This is a genomic window from Phytopseudomonas flavescens, from assembly GCF_900100535.1.
GTDB lineage: Bacteria > Pseudomonadota > Gammaproteobacteria > Pseudomonadales > Pseudomonadaceae > Aquipseudomonas > Aquipseudomonas flavescens.
On record NZ_FNDG01000004.1, the window covers coordinates 94,123 to 106,762 of the forward strand.

Here is a 12,640-nt window from a genome sequence, read left to right on the forward strand (position 1 = left end):
GCACGGCCCCGAGCGGGCCATGCGCCAGGGTTTCCCAAAACCGGGAGCGGCCGGTGGCCGTTCGGGAGGTTCCCATGTTGCGTACCCTCTGCTTTGCGCTGGCGTTGACCGGTGCGACTCCGCTGCTGGCCGATACCCCGCCCGCCGGCGATGCCGAGCACATTCAGGCGCAACTGCGCACTTACTACTTCGACGCGGCGCGGGCGGGCAATACCGCGATGCTCGACGAATTCATCCAGGCCGGCTACGACCTCAACACGGCCGACGAAAAGGGCTATACGGCCTTGATCCTGGCGGCCTACCACGGCCACCGCGAGGCGGTGGAGCGCCTGCTGAGCGCCGGTGCCGACGCCTGTGCCCAGGATCGCCGCGGCAACACCGCTCTGATGGGCGCGATCTTCAAAGGCGAGGTGCGCATCGCCAAACGGCTGCTCGATGCCGACTGCAGCCCTGATCAGCGTAACGGCAGCGGCCAGACGGCGGCCATGTACGCGGCGCTGTTCCAGCGCAAGGACATGCTCGACGCCCTGGCCAGCAAAGGCGCCGACATGAGCGCCGAGGATGCCTTCGGCAATAACCCTCAGCGCCTGGTGCAAGGCGACATTCGCACGCGCTGGTCACAGGCGCAGCCGTAAGGCGCGCTCCCGCTACCTTGGAACGCGACAGGCAAGGCACAGTGCCGACTGCGGTTTGCGAGGCAATGACGGATACCCTCGGCACCAGGTCGATGGCTGGTTGCCGGTATACCGTTGGTCAGAAAACGTCCCGCCGGCCGGCATTGACCGGCGCGCTCTGGGCTGCAGGTGCCACGCTAGAAGAGGCTCCACGTCCTGGCCAGGCAAAGGCTCTGCCTGGACCGGCGCAAGTGATCAGCGTTTTGCAGGCATACGTCAATCGACACCGATGGGACTATGCAGGTTTGGCCGCAAGTGTCGCGGCGGATGCCGGCTGGCGTGCCCATCGAATCAGCAGACAAGGACGCGACCAGCATGGCCGATTTCCACAACGCCGACCTGCGGGTCGTACCGCGTATCGTCAGTGACATGGAGCGACAGGGGTACTCCGTCATCGAAGGCTTTCTCTCCGAGGAGCAATTGCAGACAGCCCGCGCCCATGTGCATCACGAAGTGCGGCGGCACCACCACGAGTACTTCGCCATGCAGGGTCGGGATGCCGTGAAGGGCAGCATCTTCGAGGAAATGAGCGTATCGCCCCAGCTCATGGCGCTATTCCGGGACATCTACCAGGCCGGCGTCGGCCAGCCGCCACGCTCTCCCGACATCTTCCCCGCATTGCGCTGCCTGCAAGGCAGAACCGGCAAGCGCGAGTCGTATTATTTCCATTACGACGCTGCGGCACTGACCGCACTCATTCCCCTGGTCATTCCGAGCGAAGGCCGCGATTGCGGGGACTTCATCTTCTTCCCCAACCTGCGCAACATCCGCAGCAACCTGTACGTCAACATTCTGGAAAAGGCGCTGATGCAGAACACCCTGACCCAGAAGCTGATGACCTTCGCCGTCAAGCGGGGCTGGCTCAAACCGCAGAAGATCAAGATCGTGCCGGGCAACGCCTATTTCTTCTGGGGTTATCGTTCGCTGCACGCCAACGAACCCTGCGACCCGAATGCGCTGCGCTCCACCGTGCTGCTGCATTACGGCGAACCGCACAGCCGCGATAACCTCGCCTCGAAGCTTCTGCTCGGCTGGAATTTTCGCCGCGCCCGGGTCATCAACGAACGTACCCGGCGCCAGGACGTGGGTAGCTGACACCTGAACTTCGTTGACGTTTCACGCCCCGGCCCTGGTGGGGCAGCCATCGGTATTGGCCTGGGGCCCCGCCAGGGTTTTCTCGTGACCCCGCGGGGCTGGGCGTTGCGTCGCCTTCCCCTGGCTCGCTGGCAGGCGTTCTGCGTGCCGGGTCTCGCGATTTTTCTGCCTGGGCTACCCGCATCGGTGATGCCCCGCTGGCCTGGCGCCCCAATGAACGGGATGTTGCCCGTGCACAGCCAGGAGCCCTGGAGGGTTTCGGTGAGCGACATGCCTTCAGATCGTCAATTGGCCCGCCAGCTTGGCCTGTCCGAAGCGTATGCGGAGGCGTATCGCTGTACACCGTGAAGCATGGCGGCCACTGGCGAGTGATATTCGCCGCTGCCATGCCACTGACCCCGCGCGCCAGGTGCCCGGCTGCATGACGGTGATCGTTCCCGACCTGAAGGATCGTGCGGACTGAGGTGCCGAACGATCGGTTTCGCCGGTCGAGCGCTGTCCAGCGTTGGTCCCACCAGTATCACTCCCTCGTCGGCGGCTGTCGTGCGGTGAGTGGCGCAATGGCTTCCTCCATTTTCGAGCCATGCCCATGGCTATCAATCCACAGACCACCGACAGCGATGCCGCTGGCTGCGCCGTGCATGATCATTCGGCCGGCTGGCGCAGAACTTTAATCGTATTTCCCCTAAGGAGTCGTAGGGGATCCCCCGATTTTTCCGAAAAGCTGACGTCAATAATCTAGCCAGCATATTCAGCGGGGGTGCGCCAGTGTTGATCAGGGTCTTGTTGTGGGGAGCGATCATCGTGGGATTGGCCGGATTCTGGTTCGGCCTGTCGTGGCTGGCGTTGGTGAGCCTGGCGCTGGTCGCTGTCGCTTCGCTGTTGCCGCACCGCCAGGCGCCGGCCGAGGCGGTGAGCGAGCCCCAGGAAAATCTGGTGACGCCGAGCACCGACGCGCTGTTGCTGACCCTGCTGCCCGCCTGGGAGCAGAACCTCAGCCAGACCCGTACCCTGCTGGCCGAGCAGGTCAGCCAGTTGCTTGGCCGCTTCACCGGCCTGGGCCAGCGTTTGGGCGATACCCTGACCACCTCCGAGCAGGTGATCGGCGGTTCCGGAGTCAGCGACGGGCTGCGGCGTGCCCAGGAAAGCCTGGGTGAAGTCACCCGTGCCTTTCACACCGCCGGTGAGCGCAAGAACCAGTTGCTCGGCACCATCAGCAGCCTGGACGCCTATGCCAACGAACTGCAGGGCATGTCCAAGCGGGTTCAGGATATCGCCAACCAGACCAACCTGCTGGCGCTCAACGCGGCCATCGAGGCGGCGCGGGCTGGCGAGCATGGCCGGGGCTTCTCGGTGGTGGCGGATGAGGTGCGCAAGCTATCGAACCTGTCGGCCGAGACCGGCCAGCGCATGGTCGAGAAGGTCGGCGAGATCAATGGCGCGATCCGCAACACGGTGGCCGCCGCTGGTGAACTGACCGCCACCGAGGAGAGCAACCTGGGCTACCTGGATCAGGTTGCCGGTGAACTGATGCAGGGCCTTACCGGCAACCTGCAGGAGCTGTCCACGGCATCCGAGCAGTTGCAGCGCGATACCCGCCATGCGCAAGGCGATATCCAGGAAATCGTGGTCAACCTGCAGGTGCAGGATCGTACCGATCAGATGCTCGATCACTTGCAGCGCGACCTGGCTCGCCTGCAGCAGGGCGTGCAGGACGGCCAGGCCCATGCCGCCGACCCGCGTGCCTGGCTGGAGACCTTCCGCCGCAACTTCACCACGGACGAGGAGCGTCATGGTCGTCGTCGCGTGACCGAGTCCGAAATCACCTTCTTCTAACATTCCGCCGGAGCTCTCTTGCCATGTCCAAGACCATTCTCATCGTCGATGACTCATCCTCCATGCGCCAACTGGTGAGGATGACCCTGAGCGGCGCCGGTCACCAGGTGATCGAGGCGGTCGATGGCCGCGATGCGCTGACCAAGCTCAACGGCCAGAAGATCAACCTGGTGATCAGCGATGTGAACATGCCGAATCTGGATGGCATCGGCCTGGTCAAGGCGATCAAGGCCAAGAACGAATACCGCTTCACGCCGATCGTCATGCTGACTACCGAGAGCGAGCAGGGCAAGAAGGCCGAGGGCCAGGCGGCGGGTGCCAAGGCGTGGATCGTCAAGCCCTTCCAACCGGCGCAGTTGCTGGCCGCCGTCGACAAGCTGGTGGGCTGATGTTCCAGCGTCTGGAGAGCCAGGCCGGGCTGCTGCACCTGCAGGCACGTGCCAATCTGACCATCTACGAGGTCGCCGAGGCGCGTAGCGCGCTGCTGGCGCTGGGTGCCGGCGAGCTGCCGGGCGCCTGCGTGCTGGATCTGACGACGGTGGAGGAACTGGACTACGCCGGGGTGCAACTGCTGCTGGCCTGGCAGCGCCACCTGGCAGAGGCCGGCAGTGTGCTGTCACTGGCAGGCGTTGGCGAGCCCTTGCGTGAAGTGCTGGCCCTCCTGCAACTCAACGCCCAGTTACCGCTGCAAAACTGAAGGGAGGCATCCATGCTCGACAAGGATCAATGGGGCCAGTTGCTGCTCGGTTTCGTCGAGGAAGCGCGTGATCTGGTCAAGCAGGCCGAAGATCATCTGTTGCAGTTGGAGACGGCGCCGAGCGATGCCGAGGCGATCAATGGCCTGTTCCGTGCCATGCATACCCTCAAGGGCTCGGCCGGGCTTTTTTCCCTGACCCCCATCGTGCAGTTCACCCATCACCTCGAGAGCCTGCTGATGGCGGTGCGCGATGGCCTGCGGCCGTTGCAGCCGGGGCAGGTGTCCACCCTGCTGCGCTGTCTCGATGAAGTCGCCTCGATGGTCGAGATGATCGATGTCGACAGCGGCACCCTGGACGTGGACGCCACCCACCAGGCTCAGTTGCTGCAAGCCCTGGAGGTCGATCCGCCGGCGTCGCAGGTGATCGCATCGAGTGCAGCCCCGGTCGCCAGCCACTGCTCCGGGAACGGCTCTCTGGAGCGCTGTGCGAGCTGCGTACAAGAGTCTGCCTGGCACATTTCCCTGCGCTTCGATGCCGAGTTGCTGCGCAATGGCTTCGATCCCATCGCCTTCGTGCGCTACCTGCAGCGCCTGGGCGATCTGCTCACCGTGCGGGTCATCGACGATGGCCTGCCGGCGCTCGCCGAGCTGGATGCCGAGGCCTGCTATGCCGGCCTGGAAATCGACCTGTGCAGTGAGGCCGGCAAGGCGCAGATCGAAGAGGTGTTCGAGTTCATCCAGGATTTCTGCACCCTGCGTATCCTGCCGCCGGACAGTGCCCTGGACGATTACATCCGCCTGATCCAGGCGCTGCCGGAAACCGATGAGCGGATCGGCTCGATCCTGGTCACGGCCGGTCTGCTCACCGATCACGAGCTGGAGCAGGGGCTGGCCCTGCAGGCCGAAGCCACCGCGCTGAAACCGCCGCTCGGCGCGGTACTGGTGGAGGAGGGCATGGTCGCGCCGCAGGCGGTGAATGCCGCCCTGGCCAAGCAGAAGGCGGTGCGCGAGCGCAAGCCGAGCGAGAGCGCCCAGGTACGTGTCGCGGCGCACAAGCTCGACGAACTGATCGACCTGGTCGGCGAACTGGTGATCGGCGCCGCCGGCGCCCAGTTGCAGGCCCAGCTGCATGGCAACCTGGCCTGCATGGAGAGCACCCAGACCCTCAACCAGTACGTCGAACAGATTCGCGAGGTGGCGCTCAAGCTGCGCATGATCGAGATCGGCGACACCTTCAATCGTTTCCACCGGGTGGTGCGCGACGTCAGCCAGCAACTGGGCAAGGATATCCGCCTCGAGATCCGTGGCGCCGACACCGACCTGGACAAGTCGGTCATCGACAAGCTCGCCGATCCGCTCACCCATCTGGTGCGCAACGCCATCGACCATGGCATCGAGTCGGCCGAGCAGCGCCTGGCCGCTGGCAAAGCCGCCGAAGGGCGGTTATTGCTCAACGCCTACCACGAGTCGGGAATGATCGTCATCGAAGTCAGTGACGACGGCCGCGGCCTCAATACCGCACGGATCCGCGCCAAAGCCATCGAGCGTGGCCTGGTCGACGCCCAGGCCAACCTGTCCGACGAAGACGTGCACATGCTGATCTTCGCCGCCGGCTTTTCCACCGCGGATGCAGTGTCCGACCTGTCCGGGCGCGGCGTGGGCATGGATGTGGTACGCAGTGCCATCGACGCCCTGCGCGGCAGTATCGAGATCGACTCGCGGCCCGGCCAGGGCAGTACCTTCCGCATCCGCCTGCCGCTGACCCTGGCGATCATCGACGGCTTCCACGTCAGCCTGGGCGAGGAGCACTTCGTGGTACCGCTGGACATGGTCACCGAGTGCCTGGAACTGGGTGACACACCGCTGACCGAGGGGGCCTACGGTTGCCTCGACCTGCGGGGCCGGCCACTGCCGTGCATCGACCTGGCAGCCCACTTCCGTCTGCCGGCCGGTCGCGGCAAGCGACGCAACGTGGTGGTGGTCAACATCGGCCGCCAGCAGGCCGGCCTGATCGTCGACCACCTGCATGGCGAGCTGCAGGCCGTGATCAAGCCGCTCGGCCTGCTGTTCCAGCACCTGCCGGGCATTGGCGGGTCGACCATCCTGGGCTCCGGGCAAATCGCTCTGATCCTCGACATCGTCAGCCTGTTCCGCAATTTGCAACAAAACGTCGAGCTCGACTCTCGCTCAACCCAGCCGCGTCCGGAAATGATCGGCACGTAGGAGAAACCCCTATGAAATTCATCCGCAACATGAAGATCGGCGTGCGCCTGATCGCCGGCTTCACCCTGGTGGTGATCCTGACCGCCCTGGTCGGCGCCCTGGGTATCTTCAACCTGGCCAAGGTCAACCAGCTTTCCGACCAGATGTACGAGCGCGAAATGATGGCGCTCGACCACATGCAGAACGCCAACCTGGACCTGGTGTATGCCGGTCGCCACTTGCGTAGCGTGATGCTCGCCACTTCCGTACAGGAGCGCGAGACCACGTTGGCCCAAGTGAGCAAGGCGCTGAAGTCGATGCACGAGAACCTGGAGAAGGCCCGGCCGAGCTTCAGCACGCCGGAGGCCCGGGCGCAGCTGGAGACCCTGGACCGCGAGCTGGCCGAGTACGAAGCCACCGTTGCCAAGGTGCTGGAGCTGAACAAGCCAACCGACAGGCTGGCCGAAGCCAGTGAATCCACCGCCCTGCTGCCGCAACTGCGCCAGGACGGCAATGCCGCCGACCGTACCATCGGCAGCCTGGTCGATCAGAAGAAGATGCGCGCCAAGGAGGCCAACGACGGCATCACCACCATCTACGAGGGATCGCGCCTGCAGATGATCGTCCTGGTGCTGATCGCCGCCGTGGTTGGTTTCGCCATCGGCATCTTCGTCACCCGCAGCATCACCCACCCGCTGAACCGCGCAGTGGCGCTGGCCGACGACCTGGCCAAAGGCGACCTGAGTGGTTCGGTGACGGTCGACCGTCGCGACGAAACCGGGCGCCTGCTGGCTTCCATGAATGGCATGGCCGAGCGCCTGCGCACGGTGATCGGTGATGTGCGCAGCGCCGCCGACCAGCTGTCCTCGGCCTCGGAAGAAGTCAGCGCCACGTCCCAGTCCCTGAGCCAGGCCGCCACCGAACAGGCTGCCGGGGTGGAGGAGACCACCGCGTCGGTCGAGCAGATGTCCGCCTCCATCGCGCAGAACACCGACAGCGCCCAGGTCACCGACGGTATCGCCGGCAAGGCGGCCAACGATGCGGTCGACGGTGGCCGCGCGGTTGAAGACATGGTGCGCGCCATGAAGCAGATCGCCGACAAGATCGGCATCATCGACGACATCGCCTACCAGACCAACCTGCTGGCGCTGAACGCCGCCATCGAGGCGGCGCGTGCCGGCGATCATGGCAAGGGCTTCGCGGTGGTGGCCGCCGAGGTGCGCAAACTGGCCGAGCGCAGCCAGGTGGCAGCCCAGGAAATCGGTGGCGTGGCCAGCAGCAGCGTGCAACTGGCCGAGAAGGCCGGCGCCCTGCTGCAACAGATCGTGCCGAACATCCAGCGCACCTCGGATCTGGTGCAGGAAATCACCGCTGCGTCCCAGGAGCAGAGTGCCGGCGCCGCGCAGATCAACATCGCCATGGGCCAGATGAACCAGATCACCCAGCAGAACGCCTCGGCCTCCGAGGAGCTGGCTGCCACCGCCGAGGAAATGAACGCTCAGGCCGGGCAGTTGCAGGAACTGATCAGCTACTTCCGCCTGGGCGCTGCCGAGGTGCGCAGCTCCTCGTTGCCAGTGGCGACTTCGCGTACCGCGGTGGTGCGTGAACTGCGGCAGAGCTCGCGACGTGGCGTGGCGAACCTGGCCGACGATGGCCAATTCGTCAGCTTCAACTGAGGGGGGCGAGCGATGAATGCGTTGCTGGAGGCCGACGCCACCACCACCCAGTACCTGTCCTTTCGGGTACGCGACACGCGCTACGGGCTGCCGATCGACGGCGTGCGGGAAATCATCGAGTACGGCCGGGTCACCGGGGTGCCGATGATGCCCGAGTTCATCCACGGCGTGATCAACCTGCGCGGCAGCGTGGTGCCGGTGCTCGACCTGGCGGCGCGCTTCGGCCAGCCACGCAGTGTGGCGGGCCGGCGCACCTGTATCGTGATCATCGAACTGAACCTGCAGGGTGTCGACCAGCGCATCGGCCTGGTGGTCGATGCGGTTGACGCGGTGCTGGACATCGAGGCCAGTGAAATCGAGGCGGCGCCGGCCTTCGGCGTGGGTATCCGCACCGAATTCATCGCCGGCATGGCGCGCGATGAACGCGGTTTCACCATCATCCTGGATGTGCCGCGAATCCTTTCGCTGGACGATATCCTGCACCTGATCCAGGCCAGGCAGGCCGTCTGATGAGCAGTGAGAACGGGCTGCCGTCACTGGCCGACGAGGATTTCCGCCACCTGCAAAAAATGATGAACGATGTGTCCGGCATCAAGCTGGCCGACCACAAGCGCATGCTGGTGGCCGGCCGCCTGATGTCGCGCCTGCGCGCGCGGGCGGTGGAGAGCTACCGGGAGTACGTGCAACTGATTCGTCAGGCGGGCGAGGAGAGCGAGCGGCGCCTGGTGATCGACCTGCTGACCACCAACGAGACCTATTTCTTCCGCGAGCCCCAGCACTTCGTCTTTCTAGGCGAATGGGCCAAGCGCCAGAAGCGCTCGCTGCGGCTGTGGAGCGCAGCCAGTTCGTCGGGGGAGGAAGCGTTCAGCATGGCCATCACCCTGGCCGAGCAGGCCAGCCACCCGGATTGGTCGATCAAGGCCAGCGACCTCAGCCAGCGCATCCTCGAGAAAGCGCGGCGCGCGACCTATTCCATGGAACAGGCCCGGCAGTTTCCCGAGGGGCTGCTCAAACGCCACTGCCTGCGGGGAATTGGTGAGAGCGACGGCCTGTTTCGCGTGCGTGACGAACTGCGCCAGCGCGTGCGGTTCGAGGAGGTCAACCTGATGCAACCGCTGCCGGCGGACATCGGTACCTTCGACGCGATTTTCCTGCGCAACGTGCTGATCTACTTTTCCACCACCGACAAGGCGGCCATCGTGCGCCAGCTCCTGAGCTGCCTGCGCCCCGGCGGCCTGTTGTTCATTGGTCATGCCGAAACCCTGCACGGCATGAACCTACCGCTGCGCAGCATTCGGCCTTCGGTTTTCGAGCGGTCATGAGGAACCATTCAGGATGTCCACACCGATCAAGGTTTTCATCGTCGACGACTCGGCGCTGGTTCGCCAGGTGCTCAGTACCTGCCTCGGTAATCACCCGGGGATCGAGGTCATCGGCCAGGCGGCCGACCCGCTGTTCGCCCTGGAGAAGATGAAGCGCCAGTGGCCGGACGTGCTGCTGCTCGACGTGGAGATGCCGCGCATGGACGGCATCACCTTTCTCAAGAAGATCATGGCCGAGCGGCCGACCCCCTGCATCATCTGCTCGTCGCTGACCGAGGCCGGCGCACCCTTGACGCTGGAGGCGCTGGCGGCGGGAGCCGTGGGGGTCTTCACCAAGGCACGCCTGGGGCTCAAGGAAAACCTGCAGCAGCTTTCCGGCGATCTGATCCGGCAGATCGAACAGGCCTCGCGCAGTCGTCCTCGGGCGCTGCCGGTACGCGCCGTGGAAACGGCACCAGCCAGCCCCCGGCCGAGCATCGCCGCCGAGCCGATGCGCTTCAGCACCACCGACCGGGTCATCGCCCTGGGCACCTCGACGGGCGGCACCCAGGCGCTGGAGGTGCTGCTCAGCCGCCTGCCGGTGGATTGTCCGGGTATCGTGGTGGTGCAGCACATGCCGGAGAAGTTCACCGCCGCCTTCGCCCAGCGCCTCAACGGCCTGTGCCGCATCGAGGTGCGCGAGGCCCGGCATATGGACCGCATCCTGCCGGGGCTGGCGCTGATCGCCCCCGGTGGTCGCCACCTGCAGGTCAAGCGCAGTGGCGCGCAGTACGTGGTGGAGGTGCTCGACGGGCCACCGGTGAACCGCCACAAACCGTCGGTGGACGTGCTGTTCCGCTCGGTGGCCAGGCACGTCGGGCAGAACGCCCTGGGGGTGATCATGACCGGTATGGGCGACGATGGCGCCCGTGGCCTGTTGACCATGCGTGAGGCGGGGGCCTGCACCATTGCCCAGGACGAAGCCAGCTGCGTGGTGTTCGGCATGCCCAAGGAGGCCCTCAAGCTGGGCGCCGCGCAGCTCAGTGAATCGCTGAGCAACCTGCCACGCACCATTCTCCAGCATGTCGGCTACGCTCCCTGTTGAGCCGTTGGCCGCTGCATGCGCCCGGTAGCGCGTCTACCGGCGGCAGCGTCCTGAGCCGCTCGCCGCTGTCCAGCGGATCGCTGGCTCGACAGCGACGAGCCCGTGGATTCGGCCTGCCAGGGTTGGCTCCTGAACGCGGACGCTGGCTGCCTGCTGGGCAACTGCGCCGCGATGAACATCCGCTGTCACGGATCCGGGTCGCACCGGATCTCCCGGGCGTGATAGCGTATTGCCGTTCCTCGGCGTGGCGCACCTCCAAATACGACTATGCTCTGTACTGGTAGATCCGGTCGCTTCTGGACGGCGCGATACGGGTCGGTCGTGGCTGCCGAGGATAGCCGCAACCCCATTTTGGATCGAGACAAGAGAACGTGCCATGACGTGCAGGTTGCTGCTGGCCGATGACCACGCGCTGATACGCGTTGGCGTGAAGGCGATGGTCAATGAACTGGAAGGTTACGAGGTGGTGGGGGAGGCCGAAGACGGCGATCAGGCTATCGCCATGGCTCGCTCTCTGCTGCCCGATATCATTCTCCTCGATGTGTCGATGAACCGTCTCAGCGGCCTGGAGGCGCTGGCGGTGATCGGTCGCGAAGTGCCCTGCGCGCGCATCCTCATGCTGTCGATGCACACCGACGCCAAGGTGGTTCTCGAGGCCCTCGAGCGAGGTGCTGCCGGCTATCTGCTGAAAGACGCGGCGATGTCCGAGCTGCACCTGGCGTTACGCGCCGTGGGCCGTGGCGATCGTTATCTGAGCGCGGCGGTGGCCCGTTACGTGATCGACCAGGCGCTGGGCCATGTCAAGACGATTCCGGCGGACAGCAACCTGACCCCGCGGCAGATCGAGATGCTGCGCCTGATCACCCGTGGAGCCTCCACCCGTGCCATCGCCGATGGTCTTGGCCTGAGCGTGAAAACCGTCGAGGCGCATCGCGCACAGATCATGCGCCGCCTGCGCATCCACGATATCCCGGGCCTGGTGCTGTATGCCGTGCGCGAAGGGCTGATCACCCCCGACGATTGAGTCGCAAGCCGCATGGCGATGTGACAGGTGCAGCGGCAGCCCGATCGCCAGCATGCCGGCCAGCAGGAGCAGGGTCGTTGGCACGGTCGCGCCGCAGGCAAGCGCGAGGATGAGCAGGCCCAGCTGTATCAGCATCAGGCGCCGCCTTTCCATGCGACCGCCCTGCGGGACGAGCAGCAGCAGGGCGAGGGCGCAGCCGATCTGCGTAGCGCTGATCACGCCGCCTACCGCTGCCGGGGTGTGGGCGGGCTCGATGGCTGAGCGCGACATGTGCTGATTCCTGTCTGGTTTTAATTTGAAACCCGATAAGGCTATTTCTTGAGTTTCAATTTGCAACTACATGCCCTGTTCAGCGACAGCGGGCAGCCCTTATTTCGGGTTCGTGCGTTGTCTATCCGGGTGTCTTGGCCCCGGCTCGATGAGGTGCAAAGTTGTCATGGCCTTGCGGGTTCGGGGCTGGCCCTGTCATCGTTCGCCGGGAAGTTTTAAAGTGCAACCGGATAGCTGGAAGCCCTGCCTGCCGACAGGCGCCAGAGGACGTACCACCATGGCCAAGCGCAAACGCCTCGACGATTCACCCTGCCCGGTAGCCCGCGCAGTCGACCTGGTGGGGGATCGCTGGTGCCTGCTGATCATCCGCGATGCCTTCGATGGCGTGCGGCGATTCGGTGCTTTCCAGTCCAGCCTGGGCATTGCCCGCAACATCCTTGCCGATCGCCTGCGTGCGCTGGAGCACGCAGGCATCTTCCAGGCCGCCCCGGCAGCGGACGGCTCCGCGTATCAGGATTACCTGCTGACGCCCCGGGGTGAATCGCTGTTCCCGGTGCTGGTTTCGATGCGCCAGTGGGGCGAAGGCCATCTGTTCGCCCGGAGCGAAGCCCTCTCGACACGGGTCGAGCGCAGTTCCGGCAAGCCGCTTGCCAGGTTGCTGCCGACCGGACGTGACGGTCAGCCACTGGCGGCGGCGGATACCTGCGTGAAGAAACTGCCGACATCCGCTGCATCGCCCGCCAGCTCCTGAACGTGGCTG

The 12,640-nt window shown here is 65.1% G+C and carries 13 protein-coding genes; all 13 read left to right on the top strand.

All coding sequences use genetic code 11. From position 1 onward, the window contains the following. Positions 1-74: 74 nt before the first annotated feature. The gene (locus BLR94_RS06500) at positions 75-635 is read left to right on the top strand and encodes an ankyrin repeat domain-containing protein (protein ID WP_084303952.1); all 561 of its coding nucleotides are present in this window, start codon (positions 75-77) and stop codon (positions 633-635) included. A gap of 354 nt (positions 636-989) precedes the next feature. Further along, positions 990-1,769 (top strand): hypothetical protein, encoded by a 780-nt coding sequence (locus BLR94_RS06505; protein WP_084304181.1) that lies wholly within the window; start codon positions 990-992, stop codon positions 1,767-1,769. Between the two features lie 804 nt (positions 1,770-2,573). Continuing rightward, on the top strand, positions 2,574-3,605 hold the full coding sequence (locus tag BLR94_RS06510) for a methyl-accepting chemotaxis protein (protein ID WP_244158104.1): 1,032 nt from the start codon (positions 2,574-2,576) through the stop codon (positions 3,603-3,605). Positions 3,606-3,628: 23 nt separating this feature from the next. Beyond that, complete coding sequence (locus BLR94_RS06515; RefSeq protein ID WP_084303954.1) at positions 3,629-3,994, top strand: response regulator; 366 nt, start codon at positions 3,629-3,631, stop codon at positions 3,992-3,994. Next, on the top strand, positions 3,994-4,302 hold the full coding sequence (locus tag BLR94_RS06520; RefSeq protein WP_084303955.1) for an STAS domain-containing protein: 309 nt from the start codon (positions 3,994-3,996) through the stop codon (positions 4,300-4,302). Before BLR94_RS06515 ends, BLR94_RS06520 begins: the two co-directional genes overlap by 1 nt. Positions 4,303-4,314: 12 nt before the next feature. Continuing rightward, positions 4,315-6,525, top strand: a complete 2,211-nt coding sequence (locus BLR94_RS06525; RefSeq protein ID WP_084303956.1) for a chemotaxis protein CheA — start codon at positions 4,315-4,317, stop codon at positions 6,523-6,525. An 11-nt stretch (positions 6,526-6,536) separates the two neighbouring features. Then, positions 6,537-8,180, top strand: a complete 1,644-nt coding sequence (locus BLR94_RS06530; RefSeq protein ID WP_084303957.1) for a methyl-accepting chemotaxis protein — start codon at positions 6,537-6,539, stop codon at positions 8,178-8,180. 12 nt (positions 8,181-8,192) lie between these two features. Continuing rightward, positions 8,193-8,690: a chemotaxis protein CheW gene (locus tag BLR94_RS06535; protein WP_084303958.1), complete on the top strand. Its 498-nt coding sequence runs from the start codon at positions 8,193-8,195 to the stop codon at positions 8,688-8,690. Beyond that, positions 8,690-9,502, top strand: a complete 813-nt coding sequence (locus BLR94_RS06540) for a CheR family methyltransferase (RefSeq protein ID WP_084303959.1) — start codon at positions 8,690-8,692, stop codon at positions 9,500-9,502. Before BLR94_RS06535 ends, BLR94_RS06540 begins: the two co-directional genes overlap by 1 nt. Positions 9,503-9,515: 13 nt before the next feature. Continuing rightward, positions 9,516-10,586: a protein-glutamate methylesterase/protein-glutamine glutaminase gene (locus BLR94_RS06545; protein WP_084303960.1), complete on the top strand. Its 1,071-nt coding sequence runs from the start codon at positions 9,516-9,518 to the stop codon at positions 10,584-10,586. 376 nt (positions 10,587-10,962) lie between these two features. After that, entirely contained in the window at positions 10,963-11,610 is a 648-nt protein-coding gene (locus tag BLR94_RS06550; protein ID WP_084303961.1) for a response regulator, read from the top strand. 27 nt (positions 11,611-11,637) lie between these two features. Next, positions 11,638-11,871 (top strand): hypothetical protein, encoded by a 234-nt coding sequence (locus BLR94_RS06555; RefSeq protein WP_084303962.1) that lies wholly within the window; start codon positions 11,638-11,640, stop codon positions 11,869-11,871. A gap of 286 nt (positions 11,872-12,157) precedes the next feature. Beyond that, a complete protein-coding gene (locus BLR94_RS06560) occupies positions 12,158-12,631 on the top strand; it encodes a winged helix-turn-helix transcriptional regulator (RefSeq protein WP_084303963.1) in 474 nt (157 codons plus the stop codon). The last annotated feature ends 9 nt before the right edge of the window (positions 12,632-12,640 follow it).

Coding starts and splice junctions, on each gene's coding strand:
- BLR94_RS06560 (WP_084303963.1), top strand. CDS start 12,158: ATGGCCAAGCGCAAACGCCTCGACGATTCACCCTGCCCGGTAGCCCGC.
- BLR94_RS06550 (WP_084303961.1), top strand. CDS start 10,963: ATGACGTGCAGGTTGCTGCTGGCCGATGACCACGCGCTGATACGCGTT.
- BLR94_RS06540 (WP_084303959.1), top strand. CDS start 8,690: ATGAGCAGTGAGAACGGGCTGCCGTCACTGGCCGACGAGGATTTCCGC.
- BLR94_RS06535 (WP_084303958.1), top strand. CDS start 8,193: ATGAATGCGTTGCTGGAGGCCGACGCCACCACCACCCAGTACCTGTCC.
- BLR94_RS06530 (WP_084303957.1), top strand. CDS start 6,537: ATGAAATTCATCCGCAACATGAAGATCGGCGTGCGCCTGATCGCCGGC.
- BLR94_RS06500 (WP_084303952.1), top strand. CDS start 75: ATGTTGCGTACCCTCTGCTTTGCGCTGGCGTTGACCGGTGCGACTCCG.
- BLR94_RS06520 (WP_084303955.1), top strand. CDS start 3,994: ATGTTCCAGCGTCTGGAGAGCCAGGCCGGGCTGCTGCACCTGCAGGCA.
- BLR94_RS06505 (WP_084304181.1), top strand. CDS start 990: ATGGCCGATTTCCACAACGCCGACCTGCGGGTCGTACCGCGTATCGTC.
- BLR94_RS06545 (WP_084303960.1), top strand. CDS start 9,516: ATGTCCACACCGATCAAGGTTTTCATCGTCGACGACTCGGCGCTGGTT.
- BLR94_RS06525 (WP_084303956.1), top strand. CDS start 4,315: ATGCTCGACAAGGATCAATGGGGCCAGTTGCTGCTCGGTTTCGTCGAG.
- BLR94_RS06515 (WP_084303954.1), top strand. CDS start 3,629: ATGTCCAAGACCATTCTCATCGTCGATGACTCATCCTCCATGCGCCAA.